Consider the following 20,774-nt stretch of genomic DNA (forward strand, 5'->3'; position numbering starts at 1 on the left):
CCCGGTCCCGCCGACCGGTGCCGTGCCGCACCCCCGCCCCGACCTGGAGCGGGTCGGGGCGGGAGCGTGAGGGAGGCCAGGTGACCCCGACGACGACGCCCCGGGTGACGCCCCCGACCCCGGCGCGGCGGCCCGGCCGTCCGGCCCGGCCACCCGGGCGGGACTGGCGGCGGCAGGTGCCCCGGACGTTCGCGGCGCTGCTGTGGTTCATCGCCGCGATCTGCGCGCTGGCGGCGGTCAGCAGCGCGGCCAACGCCGAGTTCCAGCCGATCCGGACCACCATCGACACGCTGCTGGTGCCGGCCCCGGCCAACCTGGCGTACGCGGTGTTCCTCGGCACCCTCGCCGCGGCGGTGCTGCGGCACAAGCGGCTGGCGTACTGGGTGCTGGTCGTCTACTTCATCCTCAGCCTGGTCGTCGGCGTGCTGACCGGCCTGCTGCTGGTGACCGTCGGCGCGGACCAGCTCACCGACGACGCCGGCCGACGGCTGTTCAGCCTGGTCGAGACCGTCGGCGTCTGGGTGGGCATCGGCTTCGCCGCCGTCGCGCTGGCGCTGCTGCGGGCCGCCCGGCGGGAGTTCTACGCCCGGGTGCGCAGCGGCAGCACCCGACGCGCCCTCGGGGTGTTCTTCGGCCTCGCCACGGCGGCCGTCGGGCTGGGCTACCTGCTGCTCACCGCCGTGCCCGGCAGCCTGCACAGCTGGCTGGACCGGGTCGGGTACGCCATCGAGAAGGTCTTCGGCGGCGCGATCACCCTGGACGTCACCCGGCAGGGTCAGGCCCCCGGCTGGGTCAACCTGCTGCTCGGCGGGATGGGCGCGGTCGCCTTCCTGGCCGGCCTGTTCACCCTGCTGCGCTCCCAGCGCGCCGCCGCCGTGCTGCACCCCGACGAGGAGCAGCGGATCCGGGGACTGCTGGCCCGCTACGGCGACCAGGACTCGCTCGGCTACTTCGCCACCCGGCGGGACAAGGCGGCGATCTTCTCGGCCAGCGGGAAGGCGGCGCTGACCTACCGGGTGGTCAACGGGGTGAGCCTGGCCAGCGGCGACCCGGTCGGCGACCCGGAGGCGTGGGGCCCGGCCATCACGGCGTGGCTGGACCAGGCCCGGGAGTACGCCTGGACCCCGGCGGTGATGGGGGCCAGCGAGGCCGGCGCGCGCGCCTACCACCGGCACGGGCTGAAGGTGCTGCAACTGGGCGACGAGGCGATCCTGCTGGCCCGGGAGTTCGACCTGGGCGGGCGGGACATGCGGCCGGTCCGGCAGGCGGTGCACCGGGTCGAGCGGGCCGGTTACACCGCCGGGGTACGCCGGCACGCCGACATCCCGCCGGACGAACTGGCCGCCCTCGCCGCGCTGGCCACCCGCTGGCGGGACACCGAACACGAACGCGGCTTCTCGATGGCGCTGGGCCGGCTCGGCGACCCGGCCGACGGCGACTGCGTGCTGGTCGAGGCCCGCGACGACACCGGCCGGGTACGGGCGCTGCTGTCGCTGAGCCCGTGGGGTGGCAACGGGCTGTCGCTGGACCTGATGCGTCGGGACCGCACCGCCGAGAACGGGGTCACCGAGTTCATGGTGGCCTCGCTGCTCGGCACGGCCCCCCGGCTGGGCGTCGAACGGGTGTCGCTGAACTTCGCCGTGTTCCGGTCGGTGTTCGAGCAGGGCGCCCGGATCGGCGCCGGCCCGGTGATCCGGCTGTGGCGGCGTACGCTGCTGTTCTTCTCCCGCTGGTGGCAGTTGGAGTCGTTGTACCTGTCCAACGCCAAGTACCAGCCGCACTGGACGCCCCGGTACCTGTGCTTCGGCGAGCGGCGGGAGTTGGCCCGGGTCGGGTTGGCCGCCGCCGTCGCGGAGGGCTTCGTCGCGTTGCCCGGCGGCCGGCCGTCCCCGCTGCACGGGGCACCTCCGGCCGGTGGCGGGGTGGGGTTCGTGCCACCGGACGCGGCCACCGTGCACGCGGTCAGCCCGGAGCCGGCGCACGGGCAGCAGCCCGAGCAGGTGCGGGTCCGGCGGGCGAAGCTGGACCGGCTGCGGGCGCAGGGCGTCGATCCGTACCCGGTGGGGTGGCCGCGTACCGACGGGTGCGCGGCGGTGCGGGCCCGGCACGCCGGGCTGGCCCCGGACACCGGTACCGGGGAGACCGTCGCGGTGGCCGGGCGGGTGCTGCTGGTCCGCGACCACGGCCGGATCTGCTTCGTCACCGTCCGTGACGGCAGCGGCGACCTGCAACTGGTGCTGGAGAAGGAGCTGGACCGGTGGCGGGCGACCGTCGACATCGGCGACCACGTCGGCGCGACCGGCGAGGTGTACGCCACCCGGCGCGGCGAGGTGTCCGTCCGGGTGGCCGACTGGCGGCTCACCGCCAAGTGCCTGCGCCCGCTGCCCGACAAGCACCACGGCCTGGCCGACCCGGAGGCGCGGGTCCGCCGCCGCTACCTGGACCTGGCGACCAGCCCGCAGGCCCGGGACCTGCTGCGCGCCCGCAGCGCCACCCTGACCAGCCTCCGGCGGACCCTGGTGGAGCGGGACTTCCTGGAGGTGGAGACGCCGATCCTGCAACGGGTGCACGGGGGCGCCAACGCCCGCCCGTTCGTCACCCACAGCAACGCCTACGACCTGCGGTTGACCCTGCGGATCGCCCCCGAGCTGTATCTCAAGCGGCTCGCCGTGGGCGGCGTCGAGCGGGTGTACGAGCTGGGCCGGGTGTTCCGCAACGAGGGCGTCGACTTCAGCCACAACCCGGAGTTCACCGTGCTGGAGGCGTACCAGGCGTACGCCGACTACCACGACATGCGGGAGCTGGCCCGGGAGCTGATCGTCGCGGCGGCGGTGGCGGTGCACGGGGCTCCGCTGGCCCGTCGACCGGGCACCGGTGAGCTGGTCGACATCGGCGGGCCGTGGCCGGTGCGTACGGTGCACGAGGCGGTCTCCGAGGCGCTGGGCGAGGAGGTGACCGTCGACACCGACGCCGCCACCCTGCGCCGTCGCGCCGACGCGGCCCGAGTGCCGTACGACCCGGGGTGGGAACGCGCCGAGCTGCTGCTGGAGCTGTACGAGCGGCTGGTCGAGGCGCGTACCGACGTGCCCACGTTCTACCTGGACTTCCCCACCGAGGTCTCCCCGTTGACCCGCCAGCACCGGGCCGATCCCCGGCTGGCCGAACGGTGGGACCTGGTGGCGTTCGGGATGGAGCTGGGCACCGCGTACTCGGAGCTGGTCGACCCGACCGAGCAGCGGCGGCGGTTGACCGTCCAGTCGCTCAAGGCGGCCGGCGGTGACCCGGAGGCGATGGAGCTGGACGAGGACTTCCTCACCGCGCTGGAGTACGCGATGCCGCCGACCGGTGGCCTGGGGTTGGGGGTCGACCGGTTGGTGATGCTGCTGACCGGCAGATCCATCCGGGAGACGCTGCCGTTCCCGATGGTCCGCGAGTCGTCGTGACCCGCCCGCACCGTGATCCGGACCCGGCGGCCCGTGGGGCCGGCGGACACCGGGCCGCCCGGACCGGGGCGGCGGTGGCGTTGGTGGCGGCGGCGGTCTGTTACGCCTCCTGGCTGCTCGCCCCGGTGCTCAACCCGGGGCTGCGGCCGGTGCGGAGTTACCTCAGCGAGCTGGCCGCCCGTGACCAGCCGTACCACCTGGTCTTCCAGCTCGGCGACGTGACGACCGGGCTCTGCGCGACGGCGGCCGGGTTGCTGCTGGCCCGGGTGGCCCGGGAGGTGCCCCGGCCGGCCTGGTGGGGGTTGCTGGTGTTCGGTGTGGCCACCGCCGTCGACGGCGGGTGGACCTCGATGGACTGTGCCCCCTCGATCGATGACCGCTGCGCCCGGCTGGAGGAGCTGGGCGAGCTGTCCTGGCGGCACCAGGCGCACACGGTCACCTCCTCGGTGGCGGTGGCCGGCGCACTGCTCAGCGCGGTGGCGGTCCTCGCCGTGCTGCGCGGTCCGGCCCGCCGCCGGGCGGGGCTTTCGGTGGCGGTGGTGCTGGCGGTCGGCACGGTCGGCACGCTGGTCGCCACCCTGCACCCCGAGTGGGGGCTGGGCCTGTGGCAGCGGGTCCAGCTCGCCGGCCTGTCCGGCTGGCTGCTGCTCACCGCCGCCGTCGCCCGGTGGGGCCCCGGCCCGGAGCGTCAGCGGTGACCGGCCCGCCCACCCCCGACCCGGGGTCGCGGGCCGGCGGGCCGGGGGTGCTGCTCTGCCCGGGGCTGGGGGAGGGGGCGGCGACCTGGGACCGGCTGGTCCCGCCGCTGACCGCCGCCGGCTACCTGGTGCGCCGGCTGGACCGGCCGGACGACGCCCGGATGCCCACCCTCACCGCCGAACTGGCCCGCCTCGACGCGGCGGTGACCGGGCTGGACCGGCCGGTGCTGGTGGCGCACTCGGCGGCGGCGTTGCCCGCCGAGGCGTACGCCAGGCGGTATCCGGGGCGGCTCGCCGGGCTGGTGCTGGTGGACCCGAGCCTGGTGGACCCGGCCGGGGCGGCCCGGTGGCGGTGGTGGTCGGCGTGGACGGCCGGCACGGTGGCGGCCGGGGCGTCGGTGTTGGCCGGGGCGCTCGACCGGTCCGGTCTGGCCCGCCGGTACGGCCCGGGTGCCTGGCGTCGGGCGGTGCGCCGGATGAGCGTCCGCCCGCCCGACCCGGCCGCTGCGGCGGCGTACGGCCGCGGATCGGTGCTGGTCGGGGCGTTGGTGCAGGTGATGGCGCACCCGGCGGTGGCGGCGGAGCTGGTGGCGTTGCGGGCGGTGACGGCGGCGCCGACGCTGCCGGTGCGGGTGTTGACCGCGCTCGGCGACGTGCCCACCCCGGCCGGTCGGACGGCGTGGCGGGCCGGACACGCGGCGCTGGCGGCGAGCTTCCCCGCCGGCCGGCAGGAGGTGTTCCGGGACGCCCGGCACCTGCTGCACGTGGACCGGCCGCAGACGGTGGTCGAGGCCGTCGCGGCGGTCCGACGTGACAGCGGGTCCTAGGCTGGCGGGCGTGTCGGGGCTGCGGGTGGTGACGGGTCTGTGGGCGTACGCGCTCGTCGGGCTGACCCTGCTCGCGGACCGGCCGGGTGACCTGCTGGCGGGTGCGGCGGTGGTGGCCGCGTTGCTGCTCGTCACCCTGCTGACCACCCGTTCCCGGCCGGCCTCCGGCCCCGGCACGGGGCGGCGGGCGGCCGGGTTACGCGACCGGGCCCGGCGTCGACGCGTACCCCGGCAGGTCGATCCGGACGCGGCGGGCCGACCCCGCCCCCGGGCACCCGGGGGTTCCCTCCCGGTCGGGTGGTCACCGGTCGCGGGCTGATCCCGCGCGCCGCAGGCCCCGACCGGTTCCGTCGTCATCCGTCCCACGGTGGACCGCCCCGACCGCCCTGACCGGCGGCCGGTCGCCGTCCCGTGCGGACCTCCGGAATCGGACCGAGGGGTTCCCCATGCTCGCCTTCTCACCTGTGCACGACGCGGCTGCCGCCGCGGGTTCCGCCGTCGGCTGGCTCGCCGGGCTGCTGACGCCGCTGGCCGGCGGGGCCGCCACCGCCGCCGCGATCGTGCTGTTCACCATCGCCGTCAGGCTGTTGATCTCACCGCTCACCGTCGCCCAGGTCCGTGCGGAGCGGCGTCGCGCGGCGCTCGCCCCGCAGCTGCGCCAGCTCCGGCAGCGGTACGCGGGCGATCCGGCGACGTTGCAGGCGGAGCTGTTCGCGCTCTACCGCGCGGCCGGGGCGTCGCCGGTGGCGGGGTGCCTGCCGGCGCTGCTCCAGGCACCGTTCTTCCTGGTCATGTACCGGCTGTTCGGCACCGGTGACGGTGCGGTCGGGCTGCTCGACGCGCGGCTGGCCGGGGTGCCGCTGGGCTGGCACCTGGGCGACGGGCTGACCCCGTCGGTGCTGCTGGTGTTCGGGGTGCTGCTGGCGGCCCTGGCCGGTCTGGCCACGGTGCTGTCCCGGCGGGCGGCGGCGTCGGCCGCCGTCCCGGCCGACCAGCCGGGGGCGGCGCTGCTGGCCCGGGTGCTGCCGCTGCTGCCGTACGGCACGGTGCTGCTGGCGCTGGTGGTGCCGTTGGCGGCGGTGCTCTACCTGGTCACCACGACCGGGTGGACGGTGGCCGAGCACGTGCTGCTGCGTCGACCGCAACCCGTGCCGGTCGACGCCATCGACGAGCGTTGACAAGTGGTGGGGCGGGAGCGTAGAAAACCGCTCAGAGAGCGCTCTCTTGCTCCCGTCCCCCCAGAGAGGCATCCCGATGAACGCTGTCCCGGCGGCTCCGGTCGCCCCCACCGCCCCGCGCCGGCCCCGCCGCCGGCTCGCCCTGGCGGTCACGCTCGCCGCTGCCACCGCGCTGACCGGCGTCTCGGTCGCCGCCCAGGCCGCCGTCCCGACGCCGCCGTCGGGGTGGAGCCTGATGTGGAGCGACGACTTCACCGGCGCGGCCGGCACCCTGCCGTCCTCGGCCAACTGGATCGTCGACACCGGCACCAGCTACCCGGGTGGCCCGGCCAACTGGGGCACCGGCGAGATCCAGACGTACACCGGCAGCACCGCCAACCTGGCCCACGACGGGTCCGGCAACCTGCGGATCACCCCGCTGCGCGACTCCGGTGGCCGGTGGACCTCGGCCCGGATCGAGACGGTCCGCACCGACTTCAAGCCCCCGTCGGGCGGGGTGCTGGCGATCGAGGGGCGGATCCAGATGCCCAACGTCACCGGCGCCCAGGCGGCCGGCTACTGGCCGGCGTTCTGGGCACTCGGCTCGCCGTACCGGGGTAACTACCAGAACTGGCCGGGCATCGGCGAGATCGACGTGATGGAGAACGTCAACGGGCTCAACCAGGTCTGGGGCGCGCTGCACTGCGGGGTCGCCCCCGGCGGCCCGTGCAACGAGTTCAGCGGGCTGGGCGCGACCCGGGTCTGCCCCGGCAGCGCCTGCCAGGCCGCCTTCCACACCTACCGCACCGAGTGGGACACCTCGGTCAGCCCGCAGCAACTGCGCTGGTACGTCGACGGCCAGCTGTTCCACACCGTCACCCAGACCCAGGTCGGGGCCACCTACTGGGCGCAGATGACCGGCCACGGCGGTTACTTCCTGCTGCTCAACGTGGCGATGGGCGGCTCCTTCCCGGACGGGGTGGCCGGTGCCGTCACGCCGACCGGCTCGACCGTCTCCGGCCGGCCGATGCTGGTCGACTACGTGGCGGTCTACCGCCGGGGCGGTGGCTCCACCCCGACGCCGACCCCCACCACGCCGGCCCCGACCACGCCGCCGCCGTCGGGCACCGTGGACGCCTACTCGACGATCCAGGCCGAGGCGTTCTCCGGGCAGAACGGGGTGGCCGTCGAGACCTGTGCCGAGGGCGGGCAGAACATCGCCGCGCTGCGCAACGGTGACTGGGCCCGCTACGACAACGTGGACTTCGGCAGCAGCGGCCCGCGCGACTTCCTGGCCCGGGTGGCCTCCGGCGCGGCGGGCGGGGTGAGCGGCCTGGTCGAGGTGCGGGTGGACAGCCCGACCGCCACCCCGATCGGCAGCTTCGCCGTGGCCAACACCGGCGGCTGGCAGAGCTGGCGGTCGGTGCCGGGCAACGTGTCGGCGGTGACCGGGCGGCACACCGTCTACCTCACCTTCAGCAGTGGTCAGTCGGCCGACTTCGTCAACGTCAACTGGTTCACCTTCCGCCGCTGAGCGGTCCGCGCGGGGGTCCGTGCCGGTGTGGCGCGGGCCCCGCGTCGGTGGGCTCTGGACATTAACAGTTAAGAGTCCTAATAATAGGCGCGGACGTGGACGACGGTGGATGTCGTCCCGGCGGTCCCACCCCCGGACCGCGTCCACCGGCCCGCGTACCGGACCGGTCACCCCCCTTGACGCCCCCACCCCCGGTCCACTGGAGGCCACCCGTGAGACTCCGCTCCCCCCGCGCGGCCACCCTTGCCGTCGCACTCGCCGCCGCCCTGGTCACCGGCGCGCTCGTGGCCCCGCCGGCCGCGTCCGCCGCCACCGCCGCCTTCGTCCGCACCGCCAGCTGGGGCAGCGGATACGAGGCCAAGTTCACCGTCACCAACGACACCTCGACCGCGATCAGCTCGTGGACCGTCGTGTTCGACCTGCCCTCGGGCAGCACCGTCGGCTCGTTCTGGGACGCCCGGCTGAGCAGCTCCGGCCAGCGCGTCACCGCCCTCAACCAGAGCTGGAACGGCAGCCTCGCGCCGGGTGCCAGCACCACCTTCGGCTTCGTCGTCGCCGGCACCGGCGACCCGACCAACTGCACGGTCAATGGCGCGTCCTGCACCGGCGGCGGCCCCGGCAACCCGACCGGCCCGGCCACCCCGGGCGGACTACGGGTCACCGGCACCACCGCGTCGTCGGCCACGCTGGCCTGGAACGCCGTCTCCGGCACGGTCACCGGCTACCGGATCTACGAGGGCGGCACGGTGAAGGCCACCGTCACCGGCACCTCGACCACCGTCTCCGGGCTGGCCGCCTGCTCCACCCACAGCTGGACCGTCACCGCGTACAACGCGGCCGGCGAGTCGGCGAAGTCGGCAGCGGTGTCGGCCACCACCACCGGCTGCACCGGCGGTAACGGCACCATGGCCGCCGCCCCCTACCTCTACCCGGGCTGGGGTGACCCGCCCGCGCCGGCGACGGTGATGGGGGCGACCGGGGTGAAGTGGTTCACCATCGCGTTCGTGCTCTCCGGCGGTGGCTGCACCCCGGCCTGGGACGGCTCCGGGCCGCTCACCGGGGGCGCGCACGCCAACACCATCGCCGCGATCCGGGCGGCCGGCGGCGACGTCATCCCGTCGTTCGGCGGCTGGAGCGGCAACAAGCTCGGCCCGAACTGCGCGTCCGCCAGCGCCCTCGCCGGGGCGTACCAGCAGGTGATCAACGCGTACGGCCTGAAGGCGATCGACATCGACATCGAGAACAGCGACGAGTTCGAGAACGAGGTGGTGCAGGACCGCATCCTCGGCGCGCTGAAGATCGTCAAGCAGAACAATCCGGGGATCAAGACGATCATCACCTTCGGCACCTCGACCACCGGGCCGTCGTACTACGGCACCCGGCTGATCAACCAGGCCGCCGCGCTCGGCGCGAACATCGACACGTTCACGATCATGCCGTTCGACTTCGGTGGCGGGGCGAACATGTACCAGAACAGCGTCAACGCCGCCGAGGGGCTGAAGGCCACCCTGAAGTCGGCGTTCGGCTGGTCCGACGCCACCGCGTACGCCCACATGGGCATCAGCGGCATGAACGGCCTGTCCGACCAGCGGGAGCTGACCTCGCCGGCCACCTGGACGCAGCTGCGGGACTGGGCCAAGGCCCGGGGGCTGTCCCGGTTCACCTTCTGGTCGGTCAACCGGGACCGGGCCTGCCCGGACGGGGGAGTGGTCGCCAACTGCTCCGGCATCAGCCAGGGCACCTGGGAATTCACCTCGATCACCGCGAGGTTCTGAGCACCGCCCGGTGGGGCCGGCCGCTCCGGCGGCCCCACCGGGCTGAACCGGGCCGGCGCGGTGACCCGGTCAGCGGTCGGTGCTCACCGACTGCCTGTCGTTGCGGTCGCGCCGGGCGCGGATCTTCTTGCCGGCCCAGCTCACGACCATGACGGCGAAGACCGCGAAGATGGCGTAGTTGAACCAGTCGCTGTACTTCTCCACGTCCTGCCAGCGCGAGCCCAACGTGTAGCCGAGACCGACGACCAGCGCGTTCCACACCCCGCTGCCCAGCGTGGTGAGCAGCACGAACTCGCCCATCGGCATCCGGTTCGCGCCGGCCGGGACGGAGACCAGGCTGCGCACCACCGGCACCAGCCGGCCGATCAGCACCGCCCACCGGCCGTGCCGCTCGAACCAGCGGTCGGCCTTCTCCAGGTCGTCCCGGTCGACCAGCGGGATACGGTCCAGCCAGTGCTTGAGCCGTTCCTCGCCGATCGCCGCGCCGAGCCAGTAGAGCACCAGCGCGCCGACCAGCGAACCGACGGTCGCGGCGAGGATGATCACCACCAGGCTGAACCGGCCCTCGGCGGCGAGGTAGCCGGCCATCGCCAGCACGATCTCGCTCGGGATCGGCGGGATGATGCTCTCCAGCGCCACCAGGAAGGCGACCCCGACCGCGCCGAGGGAGTCGATGACGCCCGCCACCCATCCGGTCAGCCCGGTGAACTGGTTCGGGTCGACGTTCTCGGCGAGAGCCATGGGCGTCCTTCCAGCAGGCCGGCGGGATCGGACAGTGGTACCCAGCCGACCGCCACTTACACCCTGCGGGTGAGTGAGCCCACCCCGTCCGCGCCCGGCCGGGCGCTGCGACCTGCGCCGTCGTGCCGACCGGGCGGCCCCGCCGGCTGAGCCGGGGCTCAGTCGCAGGGGTGCAGTTCCCGGTCCGCCGGCCCCTGCCGCCAGCCGGTGAACCGGACGGTCAGCCCGCCCCGGGTGGGCGCGCAGCAGAACGGCCCGGCCAACGCCACCGCGTCCGGGTCGAGCGGGGCGAGCCGGACCAGCCGCCACGGCCCGTCGGCGACCCGTGCCCGGACCGTCAGCGCGTCGCCGTCGCGGCTCGCCCGTACGGTCACCTCCCGGCCCTGCCAGTCCGGCACCGGGGCCACCGACCAGTCGGAGAACTCCCTGGTCACCACCGCGCCCACCTGCGGCAGGCCGTCGCTGACCTCCACCCCGGCCTTGATCCAGTTCCGCTCGTCCACCCGCACCAGCACGCCGGCCTGGTCGAACTGCTCCGCGTAGTCGAGCAGGAAGTCCACCTCGACCGCGCCACCGGCCGGCAGCGGGGCGAGCAGTGCCGGCCCGTCGTCGTGGACGAAGCCGTAGCCGGTGTGCCGCCACAGGTCGCTGTTGGCGGCCGGCTCCACCAGCAGCGCGCCGTCGTCGGTCCGGTCCACCCGTACCGGTGGGTGCAGCCACCGGCCCTCGTCCCAGTCGAGCGTGCGGGAGCCGTCCGTCGGATGCGCAGCCATGCCCGGACCGTACCCCTGCAGGGTCGAGGTCGGAACGGGGCTCGCGTTTGCGGCGGCGGCGCACCGGAGACATTAGGCCGGCATGGGTGACAGGTGGTATTCCGAGGCCGTCGTCTACTGCCTCGACGTCGACACGTACGCGGACTCCGACGGTGACGGGGTCGGTGACTTCCGGGGCCTGATCGGCCGGCTCGACTACCTGGCGCGGCTGGGGGTGACCTGCCTCTGGCTCAACCCGATCCATCCCTCGCCCAACCAGGACGACGGATACGACGCGACCGACTTCTACAACGTCGACCCGCGGCTGGGGACCCTCGGTGACTTCGCCGAACTGCTGCACCAGGCGCAGAACCGGGGCATCCGGGTCATCATCGACCTGGTGGTCAACCACACCTCCGACCAGCACCCGTGGTTCCAGTCCGCCCGGTCCTCGCCCGACTCGCCGTACCGTGACTGGTACGTCTGGGCCGACCACGAGCCGGCGGACCGGCACCAGGGCATGGTGTTCCCTGGTGAGCAGCACGAGACGTGGAGCTACGACCGCACCGCCAAGGCGTGGTACTACCACCGCTTCTACAAGTTCCAGCCGGACCTGAACATCGAGAACCCCAAGGTCCGCGCCGAGATCAAGAAGATCACCTCGTTCTGGCTCCAGCTCGGCGTCTCCGGGTTCCGGATGGACGCGGTGCCGTTCATCATCGAGCGGACCGAGCCGGGTAACCCGGACGCGCCCAAGGACTTCGACTTCCTCACCGACCTGCGGCAGCACGTGCAGTGGCGACGCGGCGACGCGGTGCTGCTGGCCGAGGCGAACGTCGAGCCGGACCAGCTCCCGGTCTACTTCGGCGACGGCAGCGGCTCGGGCAACCGCATCCACATGCTCTTCGACTTCATGCTCAACGGCCGGCTGATGCTCGCCCTCGCCCGGGAGGACCCGGAGACGATCATCGACGCGCTGCGCGACACCCCGAAGCTGCCCACCGGCGGCCAGTGGGCCACCTTCCTGCGCAACCACGACGAGATCGACCTGTCCCGGCTCACTTCCGACCAGCGCAACGACGTGCTGGCGAAGTTCGGCCCGGACGAGAACATGCAGCTCTACGGCCGGGGCATCAGGCGGCGGCTCGCCCCGATGCTCGGCAACGACAGGCGGCACATCGAGCTGGCGTACGCGCTCCAGTTCTCGTTGCGCGGCACGCCGGTGCTGCGCTACGGCGAGGAGATCGGGATGGGGGAGAACCTCGCGCTGGACGGGCGGGACGCGATCCGTACCCCGATGCAGTGGTCGTACAAGGAGAACGGCGGCTTCTCCACGGCGGACCCGGAGAAGCTGATCCGCCCGGTGATCGACCAGGGTGACTTCGGCTACCAGCAGGTCAACGTCACCGCCCAGCGGCGCGACTCGACGTCGCTGCTGGCCTGGTTCGAGCGGATGATCCGGACGCTGCGGGAGGCCCCGGAGATCGGCTCCGGCTCGACCACGCACATCGACGTGCCGATGCCGGCCGGGGTGCTCGCGCACCGCGCCGACGGCCCCACCGGCACCATGGTCTTCCTGCACAACCTCGGCACCGAGGACGTGGAGGTGGACCTGAGCAGCGTGGCCCCCGAGGCGGACCTGCCGATAGACGTCCTGACCGACCGGGGTTACGGCGACGTGGGCAAGCTGGACAGCCTGAAGCTGGGCGGGCACGGCTACCGCTGGATCCGGCTCTGCCGTTCCACCACCTACTGACCGGCAGGCCCGTCGGCGTCCCGGCCGGGACGCCGACGGGCGTCGGGGCGGGTAGGCTCCTCGGTCGAGCCAGAAGTTACCGGGAGGTAGTCATGTCGGAGGAGTCCCGCGTCGCCATCGTCACCGGAGCCGCGCGCGGCATCGGCGCGGCCACCGCCCGTCGGCTGGCCGCCGACGGCATGGCCGTCGCCGTGGTCGACATCGACCAGGCGGCGACCGGGCCGACCGTGGAGGCGATCACCGCCGCCGGTGGCCGGGCCCTCGGCGTCGGCGCGGACGTCGCCGACCGGGACCAGGTCGAGGCCGCCGTCGAGCGGGTCGCCACCGAACTGGGCGGGCCGACCGTGCTGGTCAACAACGCCGGGGTGTTGCGGGACAACCTGCTGTTCAAGATGACCGACGCCGACTGGGACACCGTGCTGGGGGTGCACCTGCGCGGCGCGTTCCTGTTCAGCCAGGCCGCCCAGCGGCACATGGTCGAGCAGAAGTACGGCCGGATCGTCAACCTCTCCAGCACCTCCGCGCTGGGCAACCGGGGCCAGGCCAACTACGCGGCGGCCAAGGCCGGCCTCCAGGGCTTCACCAAGACCCTCGCGATCGAGCTGGGGCCGTTCGGGGTGACGGTCAACGCGGTCGCCCCCGGCTTCATCGTCACCGACATGACCGCCGCCACCGCCGCCCGGATGAAGGTCGACTTCGACGACCTCCAGAAGCACGCCGCCGCCGAGATCCCGGTCCGCCGTCCGGGCCGCCCGGAGGACGTCGCGCACACCATCTCGTTCCTGGTCAGCGAGGGCGCGTCGTTCGTCTCCGGCCAGGTCATCTACGTCGCGGGCGGCCCGAAGGACTGACCGGGGCCGGTGCGCCCGCGCCGGGAGCCGACGTCAGGCGTCCGCGTCAGGCGTCGGCGGCGTGGCGGGTGCGCCACAGCCAGAGCAGGCCCAGCACGGGCAGCACCAGCGGAATGTAGCCGTACCCGCTGCCGAAGCCGGACCAGACCGTCTCGTCGGGGAACAGTTCGGGGTCGACCAGGCTGAGCACCCCGACGCCGACCACCCCGACCAGCTCCACCGAGCAGCAGGCCAGCGCGACCCGGCGGCCGGCGTGCCCGGCACGGGCCAGCCCGACCGCCGCCACGATGTAGATCAGCGCGGCCACCGCCGAGAGCAGGTACGCCACCGGCGCCTCGTCGAACTTCGTGGCGATCTGGAGCCCGGCCCGGGAGGTGGCGGCGATGGCGAACAGGATGTAGACGGCGATCAGCAGCCGCCCCGGCCCCGCGTTGGTGGCGCGTCGCGCCGTCGGTGTGTCAGCCACCGACGACCTCCCAGGTCTGTTGCAGCCGGACCACGACCACCGGCAGGACCAGGCAGACGGCGCAGACGATCGCCGACCCCCACCTGGTCGGTTCCATCCGGGCCAGCACCCAGGCCAGCGGGGGCAGGCAGACCAGCGTCACCAGGTAGCCGAAGAACGCGCCCGGCTCGCCCGGCCGCTCACCCCCGGTGACGGCGACCAGGGCCAGCACGGTCAGCGCGAGCAGCGCCACCTCCAGCAGGCCCAGGCCGACGGACTGCACCAGGTCCGGCGGCCGGTGCCGGACCGCCGCCACCAGCGCCCACAGCGCGAGTACGAGCGACAGCCCGATCGTCACGGTGGCGAGCACCCCGTCCACCGGCGAACCGGCCGACGCCGCGCCGGTCATCGCCGCCATCCGATCGGTGTCTCGGTCACCGGCACAGCCTACTAACCGGCGTAGTAATCGCCGTCGTCCCGGTCCCCGTCCCGAATGCCCCGGTCCCGGTCCGGCGAACCGGTCCCACCGGAGTGGGCGGTGTAGCCGGCCGGTCGCCACGCGGACTCCGGCGCTCCCGGCCCGGTCCCGGCTGCGTGGCCCGGCCGGGGCGGCTAGCGTGGGTGACGGCCACGGTGTCGCGTGGCCCGACGAGACCGGGGGTACCTCGTGCTGCGGTTCGGCCTGTTCGGCACCGGTCACTGGGCGGCACAGACGCACGGCGCGGGGATTGACGCGCATCCCCGCGCCGAGCTGGTGGGGGTCTGGGGACGCGACCCGGAGAAGGCCGCCGCGCTGGCCACCCGGCACGGCGTCCCGGCCTTCGACGACGTCGACGCGCTGCTCGACGCCTGCGACGCGGTGGCCGTGGCACTGCCCCCGGACGTGCAGGCCGGGATCGCCGTCCGGGCCGCCTCTGCCGGCCGGCACCTGCTGTTGGACAAGCCCCTGGCGCTGACCCTCACCGACGCCGACCGGTTGGTCGCGGCGGTGCGGGCCGCCGGGGTGGCCTCGGTGGTCTTCTTCACCCAGCGGTTCCACCCGAACGTCGACGGCTTCCTCACCGCCGCCGCCGCAGCCGGCGGCTGGCACCACGCCCGCGCCACCCTGTTCGCCTCGATCTACCAGCCCGGCAGCCCGTACGCCGGCTCCTCCTGGCGGCGGGAGCAGGGGGCGCTGTGGGACATCGGACCGCACGCGCTCTCGATCGTGGTGCCGGTGCTCGGCCGGGTCACCCGGGTCGCCGCGTTGGACGGCCCCGGTGGGATGGTGCACCTGCTGCTCACCCACGGCGGCGGTGCGACGAGTGCGCTGTCGCTGACCCTGGATGCGCCGCCGGCTGCGCTGACCCGGGACGTCGTCCTCTACGGCGACGACGGTGTCGAGGCCGTACCGCCGGGCGACGGCAACGCGCTGACCGCATTCGGTACGGCCGTCGACCAACTGCTGGGGCAGGTCGACTCGGGTGACCGGGACCACCTGTGTGACGTCCGGTTCGGCCGGGAGGTGGTGGCGGTCCTGGCGGCTGCGGAGACCGCCCGCGCCGAGGCCCGTACGGTCGACCTCCAGCCCTGAGCCCCGCCCCGTGCCGCCCCCGGTCAGGCCGGTCGTGGTCAGGTGGGGCGTCGGCCGGCGTGTCGGTGACGGGTTCGACGTGCTGCCCCGGACGTCATTCCTGAGAGTCATCAATATGCCCCGGCGTCATAACGGTGGGCGGGCAAGAGTTGTCCTGTCGGCCGGATCGGCGGCCGGCGGGGTCGTGGTGGAACGCCGGAAAACGCGTTGCGCACCGTGGGGTGTGCGCTAGCGTGGCCGCCATGTGTATGCACGCCCTGATCACCGTGGCCGTCACGTCGGCCGCGCGGGGCCCCCTCCTGGTGGCCCGCCCGCGAGTCCGGCGTCCGGCCCTGGCCGGCCGGGACGCCCACCGCGCCTGACCCGAAGCACCACCCGGCCTGCCACCGGCTGCGCTCTCTTCGCGTCGCGTCCCCGCCGATCTCTCCAGGGCCGTCCGAGTCCCGATCCACTCGGACAGGCCCGGCAGTGTGCTGTGCCTGTCCGTACCGTCGCCGAGCGGCGACAGACAGGACGAGCCCCGTGGCGCCCCGCCCCGACCGCACCACCGCACGCGACCGGTCCCGTCGCGTACTGTCCCAGAACTTCCTCGCCGACCCGGCCGCCGTGGCCCGCATGGTCCGGGCGGCCCGCACCGGCCCGGACGACCTGCTGCTGGAGGTGGGTGCCGGGCGTGGCCAGCTGACCCGGCCGCTGGCGCAGCGGTGCGGCCGGCTGATCGCCTACGAGGTCGACCCGGGCGTCGTCCCCGCCCTGGCGGCGGTGTGCGCGACGCTGCCGCACGTGCAGCACCGGCAGGCCGACTTCCTGACCGCCGCGCCCCCCGACGAGCCGTTCGCCGTCGTCGGAAACGTTCCCTGGTCGCTGACGGCGGCGGTGGTCCGCTGGTGTCTCGCCGCGCCCCGGTTGCGCGCGGCCACCCTGCTCACCCAGTGGGAGTACGCCCGCAAGCGGACCGGCGACCTCGGCCGGTGGAGCCGGCTGACCGTGCTGACCTGGCCGGAGTACCACTGGCGGCTGTCCGGCCGGGTGGCCCGGACCGCGTTCCGCCCGGTGCCCGGCGTCGACGGGGGCATCCTGCGGATCGAACGCCGGCCGGCGGCGTTGCTGGACCCGGCCGGACTGCCCGCGTACCGGAAGATGGTGGAGCTGGGGTTCGGCGGGGCGGGCGGGTCGCTCGCGGCCTCGCTGCGCGCGGCGCATCCGGGCCGGCGGGTCGACGGCGCGCTGCGGGCGGCGCGGCTCGACCCGGCGACCCCGGTCGGGTTGGTCTGGCCGGAGCAGTGGCTGGTGCTGTTCCGGTTGCTGCACGCCCCGACGGCACCGCGGCACGCCGGTGGTCGCCGGTGGTGACCGACCGGGGCGGGAGTGGGCCGGGCGGGCGGCTCAGGCGAGGGTGCCGAGAGCCTCGTTCAGCTCGGCCGGGTCGTCGAACTGCCCGGCGGGCAGCGCCCGCAGCATCTGGAGCAGCTCGGTGCTGGCACCGTTCTCCTGACCCCAGCGGATGAGGTCCTCACGGGAGACCGGGTAGTCGAGCCCGGCCAGGTACTCCTGCAACTGCATCCCGGTGACGGTCATGCCGCCGGCTACCCGTTCCACCCGCCGACACACCGGCCGCCGCGCACCGGACGGCGGTTTGTCCGCCGACCCTGCCGGGTAGCCCCGCCCATGCTGGTACAGCGGCTCGGTACGCCGAGCGACTTCGACCCGCTGCTGGAGCGCGCCCGGAACGCCCGGGTGGTGATGATCGGCGAGGCGACGCACGGCAGTTACGACTACTACCGGTTGCGTGAACAGCTCACCCGACGCCTCATCGCCGAGCAGGGGTTCGACTTCGTGGCGGTGGAGGGGGACTGGCCGGACTGCGACCGGGTGCACCGGTCGGTGGTGGGCGCGCCCGGCGGCGCGCAGGACCCGCGTACCGCGCTGGGCCGGTTCACCCGCTGGCCGACCTGGATGTGGGCCAACGCCGAGGTGGACCGGTTCTGCCACTGGCTGCGGGCGTGGAACCTGGAGCGTCCGGAGCGGGACCGGACCGGTTTCCACGGGCTCGACGTCTACAGCCTGTGGGAGTCCATGCAGGCCATCTTCGACTACCTCGGCGAGGAGGACCCGAAGTCGATGGAGGCGGCGCAGGACGCGTACCGGTGCTTCGAGCCGTACGGGCGGCGGGTCGAGGAGTACGGCGCGGCCAGCCGGTTCGTCTCGGCGCGCTGCGAGGAGGAGGTGATCCGGCTGCTGTCGCGTACCCGGGCACACGTCGCCTCGGACGGCCCGGACGCGTTCGCGGCCTGGCAGAACGCGGAGGTGGTGGCCGGCGCGGAGCGGTACTACCGGGCGATGGTGCACGGCGGTCCGGATTCCTGGAACGTGCGTGACATCCACATGGCCGACACCCTGGACCGGCTGCTCACCCGGTACGGCCCGGGGTCACGGGGGATCGTCTGGGCGCACAACACCCACATCGGGGACGCCCGCGCCACCGACATGGCCGGCGACGGGATGGTCAACATCGGTCAGCTCGCCCGGGAACGCCTCGGCCGGGACGCGGTGACGCTGATCGGCTTCGGCGGCTACCGGGGCACCGTGGTCGCCGCTCCGCACTGGGGTTCACCGGCCGAGGTGATGACGGTGCCGCCGGCCCGGGAGGGCTCGGTGGAGTGGCGGCTGCACGGGTTGCTGCCGGAGCGGGCGGTGCTCGTCTTCGGTGGCCCCGACCAGCCCGACTGGGTCACCGGCACCGTCGAGCACCGGGCCATCGGGGTGGTCTACGACCCGACCTTCGAACGCTGGGGCAACTACGTGCCGACCCGGCTGGCCGACCGCTACGACGCCCTCATCTGGTGCGACCACACCACCGCCCTGCACCCGCTCCCCACCCACCCCACCGTAGGCGAACTGGAAACCTACCCCACCGGCCTCTGACCCCACTCCTGCGTGGATCATGGAGTTGTGGTGCCGGATGAAAGGGGCGAAAGCCCCCCGGTCGGGCACCACAACTCCATGATCGGCAGGGTCAGGCGTTGACCGGGTGTTTGTCGAGGTGGGCGCGGAGGTTTTCGCCTTCGATGTCGACGTTGGGGAGGGACCGGTCGAGCCAGCGGGGGAGCCACCAGGCCCGGTTGTTCAGCAGGGACATCACGGCGGGGACGATGGTCATCCGGACCACGAAGGCGTCGATGGCGACACCGACGGCGAGCGCGAAGCCCATCGACTTGATCACCGGGTCGTCGAGGAAGACGAAGCCGCCGAAGACCGAGATCATGATCAGCGCGGCGGCGGTGACCACCCGCGCCCCGTGCCCCATCCCGTTGATGGTGGCCTGCCGGGCCGTGTCGCCGTGCACGAAGTCCTCCCGCATCCGGGAGACCAGGAAGACCTCGTAGTCCATGGCCAGGCCGAACAGGATGCCGATCAGCAGGATCGGCAGGAAACTGATCAGCGGGGCCGGGCTGTCCAGGCCGACCAGACTGGCGAGGTGGCCCTGCTGGAACACCGCGACGGTGATGCCGAAGGTGGCGGCCACCGTGAGCAGGAAGCCCAGCGCGGCCTTCACCGGCACCAGGATCGACCGGAAGACCAGCATCAGCAGCAGGATCGACAGCCCCACCACGAGCAGCAGGTAGACCGGCATCGCGTCGGACAGCTTCTCGGACACGTCGATGCCGATCGCGGTCACGCCGGTCAGCAGCACCTCGGCGTTGCCGATCGAACCCACCCGGTCCCGGATGTCGTGGACCAACGTCTCGGTGGCCGCGTCGGTCGGCCCGCTCTTCGGGATCACCCCGATCAGCGCCGTGCGGCCTGACGGGTCGAGCTGCGGCGGGGCCACCGCCAGCACCCCTTCCGTACGCTGGACCAGCGCGGCGACCTGCGGCACGGCGGCTGCGGTGTCCTGTGGCGAGTCTGCGGTGACCACCACGACGAGGCGGCCGGTGAAGCCCGGACCGAAGCCCTCCCGGATCAGGTCGGCGCTGGTGCGGGCCGGGCTGCCCACCGGGGCGGTGCTGGCGTCCGGCAGGGCGATCCGCATGTCCTGGGCGGGCAGGGCGAGCAGCCCGAGACCGAGCAGGCCGACCAGGATCACCGGGATGCGCAGCCGGGTCACCCACTGCGCCCAGCGGAACCCGAAGCCGGAGCGGTCCTCGGCGGTCGGCACGGCGTCGACGGCCTCGGTGGCCCCGGCCGGCGGAGCGTTGCGCAGCTTGCGGGGCAGCACCCGGCGGCCGGCGAACCCGAGCAGCGCCGGGGCGAGGGTGATCGCCACCAGCACCGCCACGCTGACCGTGCCGGCGGCGGCGAGACCCATCACGGTGAGGAACGGGATGCCGACCACGGCGAGGCCGGCGAGCGCGATGACCACGGTGGCGCCGGCGAAGAGCACGGCGGAACCGGCGGTGCCGACGGCCCGGCCGACCGCCTCCTCCGGGGTGAGCCCTTCGAGCAGGTGCTGCCGGTGCCGTGAGGTGATGAACAGCGAGTAGTCGATGCCGACCGCCAGGCCGAGCATCAGGGCCAGGATGGGCGCGGTGCTGGTCAGCTCGACCACGCTGCTGAGCGCGAACAGGCCGGCCATGCCGACCCCGACGCCGATCAGCGCGTTCAGCATGGTCATCCCGGCCGCGACCAGCGAACCGAACGTGATGATCAGGACGATCGCGGCGACGAGCACACCCAGCGCCTCGGTCGAACCGACCTCCGGCTCGGAGTTGAGCACCTCACCGCCGGGGGCGATCTGCCACCCCTGCGCCTCGGCCTGCGCGCCGACCTTCTCGTACGCCGTCCGCTGGTCGTCGGTGACGTCGTCCGCGCCGGTGGCGAACTGCACCTGGATCAGCGCGTAGCGGCCGTCGGGGGTGATCGCCTGGGACTGGTACGGGTCGACCGCGCCGACCACGCCGGGCAGGGTGGCCGCCTCCTGGACGACCCCCTTCACCACGGCCTGCCCGTCAGGGGTGGTCAACTGGCCGTCGGCCGGTGCCTTCACCGCGATGGTGCCGGTGGCGCCGCTGGCTGCCGGGAACCGCTCGGCGAGCAGGTCCAACGCCTGCTGCGACTCGGTGCCGGGCATGGTGAAGTTACTGGCCGTCGGGCCCCTCAGGGTGGCGGCGGCGATGCCGAGGCCGACGAGTACGACGAGCCAGACGGCGATGACGAGTCGCCGGCGGCGCAACGATGCCCGGCCTAGCCGGTACAGCAGGGTCGCCATCAGATCCTTGTCC

Annotated in this window: 17 protein-coding genes and 1 pseudogene; 12 read left to right on the forward strand and 6 right to left on the reverse strand. The window is 73.8% G+C overall.

The features are described from left to right. Positions 1 to 80 precede the first annotated feature (80 nt). The 7 genes from lysX (at position 81) to JQN84_RS09545 (ending at position 9,434) form a co-directional block, all read left to right on the forward strand. The gene (gene lysX, locus JQN84_RS09515) at positions 81 to 3,443 is read left to right on the forward strand and encodes a bifunctional lysylphosphatidylglycerol synthetase/lysine--tRNA ligase LysX (RefSeq protein ID WP_307821115.1); all 3,363 of its coding nucleotides are present in this window, start codon (positions 81 to 83) and stop codon (positions 3,441 to 3,443) included. Beyond that, a complete protein-coding gene (locus tag JQN84_RS09520; protein WP_204957966.1) occupies positions 3,440 to 4,141 on the forward strand; it encodes a DUF998 domain-containing protein in 702 nt (233 codons plus the stop codon). The genes lysX and JQN84_RS09520 overlap by 4 nt, the downstream gene beginning before the upstream one ends. Continuing rightward, positions 4,138 to 4,968, forward strand: coding sequence for an alpha/beta fold hydrolase (locus tag JQN84_RS09525; protein WP_204957967.1), 831 nt, complete (start codon positions 4,138 to 4,140; stop codon positions 4,966 to 4,968). Before JQN84_RS09520 ends, JQN84_RS09525 begins: the two co-directional genes overlap by 4 nt. Before the next feature lie 10 nt (positions 4,969 to 4,978). After that, a complete protein-coding gene (locus JQN84_RS09530) occupies positions 4,979 to 5,287 on the forward strand; it encodes a DUF6412 domain-containing protein (protein WP_307821117.1) in 309 nt (102 codons plus the stop codon). Between the two features lie 127 nt (positions 5,288 to 5,414). Beyond that, positions 5,415 to 6,146 (forward strand): YidC/Oxa1 family membrane protein insertase, encoded by a 732-nt coding sequence (locus tag JQN84_RS09535; protein WP_204957968.1) that lies wholly within the window; start codon positions 5,415 to 5,417, stop codon positions 6,144 to 6,146. Positions 6,147 to 6,222: 76 nt separating this feature from the next. Next, the gene (locus JQN84_RS09540; RefSeq protein WP_204957969.1) at positions 6,223 to 7,659 is read left to right on the forward strand and encodes a carbohydrate-binding protein; all 1,437 of its coding nucleotides are present in this window, start codon (positions 6,223 to 6,225) and stop codon (positions 7,657 to 7,659) included. Between the two features lie 212 nt (positions 7,660 to 7,871). After that, positions 7,872 to 9,434 (forward strand): cellulose binding domain-containing protein, encoded by a 1,563-nt coding sequence (locus tag JQN84_RS09545; protein WP_204957970.1) that lies wholly within the window; start codon positions 7,872 to 7,874, stop codon positions 9,432 to 9,434. A 69-nt stretch (positions 9,435 to 9,503) separates the two neighbouring features. On the opposite strand, the gene JQN84_RS09550 is transcribed toward JQN84_RS09545, so the two are convergent. Both JQN84_RS09550 and JQN84_RS09555 read right to left on the reverse strand, forming a co-directional pair. Next, positions 9,504 to 10,175: a DedA family protein gene (locus tag JQN84_RS09550; RefSeq protein ID WP_204957971.1), complete on the reverse strand. Its 672-nt coding sequence runs from the start codon at positions 10,173 to 10,175 to the stop codon at positions 9,504 to 9,506. A 158-nt stretch (positions 10,176 to 10,333) separates the two neighbouring features. After that, complete coding sequence (locus tag JQN84_RS09555) at positions 10,334 to 10,948, reverse strand: DUF1349 domain-containing protein (RefSeq protein ID WP_204957972.1); 615 nt, start codon at positions 10,946 to 10,948, stop codon at positions 10,334 to 10,336. A gap of 82 nt (positions 10,949 to 11,030) precedes the next feature. On the opposite strand from JQN84_RS09555, the gene JQN84_RS09560 reads away from it, so the two are divergent. Next, positions 11,031 to 12,683 (forward strand): alpha-amylase family protein, encoded by a 1,653-nt coding sequence (locus JQN84_RS09560; RefSeq protein WP_204957973.1) that lies wholly within the window; start codon positions 11,031 to 11,033, stop codon positions 12,681 to 12,683. Positions 12,684 to 12,775: 92 nt separating this feature from the next. Beyond that, the gene (gene fabG, locus JQN84_RS09565) at positions 12,776 to 13,534 is read left to right on the forward strand and encodes a 3-oxoacyl-ACP reductase FabG (RefSeq protein ID WP_204957974.1); all 759 of its coding nucleotides are present in this window, start codon (positions 12,776 to 12,778) and stop codon (positions 13,532 to 13,534) included. Here the strand turns inward: fabG and JQN84_RS09570 are convergent. Beyond that, a pseudogene (locus JQN84_RS09570) lies at positions 13,507 to 14,000 on the reverse strand (hypothetical protein). The gene fabG and the pseudogene JQN84_RS09570 sit on opposite strands and share 28 nt — an antisense overlap. Then, on the reverse strand, positions 13,993 to 14,397 hold the full coding sequence (locus JQN84_RS09575) for a hypothetical protein (protein WP_204957976.1): 405 nt from the start codon (positions 14,395 to 14,397) through the stop codon (positions 13,993 to 13,995). The pseudogene JQN84_RS09570 and the gene JQN84_RS09575 overlap by 8 nt, the downstream one beginning before the upstream one ends. Before the next feature lie 249 nt (positions 14,398 to 14,646). Here JQN84_RS09575 and JQN84_RS09580 point away from each other — a divergent pair, with 249 nt between their 5' ends. Both JQN84_RS09580 and erm read left to right on the forward strand, forming a co-directional pair. Then, complete coding sequence (locus JQN84_RS09580) at positions 14,647 to 15,552, forward strand: Gfo/Idh/MocA family protein (RefSeq protein WP_204958214.1); 906 nt, start codon at positions 14,647 to 14,649, stop codon at positions 15,550 to 15,552. 522 nt (positions 15,553 to 16,074) lie between these two features. Beyond that, entirely contained in the window at positions 16,075 to 16,905 is an 831-nt protein-coding gene (erm, locus tag JQN84_RS09585; RefSeq protein WP_204957977.1) for an ErmE/ErmH/ErmO/ErmR family 23S rRNA (adenine(2058)-N(6))-methyltransferase, read from the forward strand. Between the two features lie 33 nt (positions 16,906 to 16,938). On the opposite strand, the gene JQN84_RS09590 is transcribed toward erm, so the two are convergent. Further along, on the reverse strand, positions 16,939 to 17,130 hold the full coding sequence (locus JQN84_RS09590; protein WP_204958215.1) for a DUF2795 domain-containing protein: 192 nt from the start codon (positions 17,128 to 17,130) through the stop codon (positions 16,939 to 16,941). A 90-nt stretch (positions 17,131 to 17,220) separates the two neighbouring features. Between JQN84_RS09590 and JQN84_RS09595 the strand changes: the two genes are divergently transcribed. After that, positions 17,221 to 18,477, forward strand: a complete 1,257-nt coding sequence (locus JQN84_RS09595) for an erythromycin esterase family protein (protein WP_204957978.1) — start codon at positions 17,221 to 17,223, stop codon at positions 18,475 to 18,477. A gap of 91 nt (positions 18,478 to 18,568) precedes the next feature. Here JQN84_RS09595 and JQN84_RS09600 read toward each other — a convergent pair whose 3' ends face one another. Next, positions 18,569 to 20,761: an MMPL family transporter gene (locus JQN84_RS09600; RefSeq protein ID WP_204957979.1), complete on the reverse strand. Its 2,193-nt coding sequence runs from the start codon at positions 20,759 to 20,761 to the stop codon at positions 18,569 to 18,571. Positions 20,762 to 20,774: the final 13 nt, after the last annotated feature.

The sequence above is a fragment of the Micromonospora humidisoli genome, assembly GCF_016900955.1.
GTDB lineage: Bacteria > Actinomycetota > Actinomycetes > Mycobacteriales > Micromonosporaceae > Micromonospora > Micromonospora wenchangensis.

Coding starts and splice junctions, on each gene's coding strand:
- JQN84_RS09535 (WP_204957968.1), top strand. CDS start 5,415: ATGCTCGCCTTCTCACCTGTGCACGACGCGGCTGCCGCCGCGGGTTCC.
- JQN84_RS09600 (WP_204957979.1), bottom strand. CDS start 20,761: ATGGCGACCCTGCTGTACCGGCTAGGCCGGGCATCGTTGCGCCGCCGG.
- JQN84_RS09575 (WP_204957976.1), bottom strand. CDS start 14,397: ATGGCGGCGATGACCGGCGCGGCGTCGGCCGGTTCGCCGGTGGACGGG.
- JQN84_RS09550 (WP_204957971.1), bottom strand. CDS start 10,175: ATGGCTCTCGCCGAGAACGTCGACCCGAACCAGTTCACCGGGCTGACC.
- JQN84_RS09540 (WP_204957969.1), top strand. CDS start 6,223: ATGAACGCTGTCCCGGCGGCTCCGGTCGCCCCCACCGCCCCGCGCCGG.
- JQN84_RS09560 (WP_204957973.1), top strand. CDS start 11,031: ATGGGTGACAGGTGGTATTCCGAGGCCGTCGTCTACTGCCTCGACGTC.
- JQN84_RS09590 (WP_204958215.1), bottom strand. CDS start 17,130: ATGACCGTCACCGGGATGCAGTTGCAGGAGTACCTGGCCGGGCTCGAC.
- fabG (WP_204957974.1), top strand. CDS start 12,776: ATGTCGGAGGAGTCCCGCGTCGCCATCGTCACCGGAGCCGCGCGCGGC.
- JQN84_RS09555 (WP_204957972.1), bottom strand. CDS start 10,948: ATGGCTGCGCATCCGACGGACGGCTCCCGCACGCTCGACTGGGACGAG.
- JQN84_RS09595 (WP_204957978.1), top strand. CDS start 17,221: ATGCTGGTACAGCGGCTCGGTACGCCGAGCGACTTCGACCCGCTGCTG.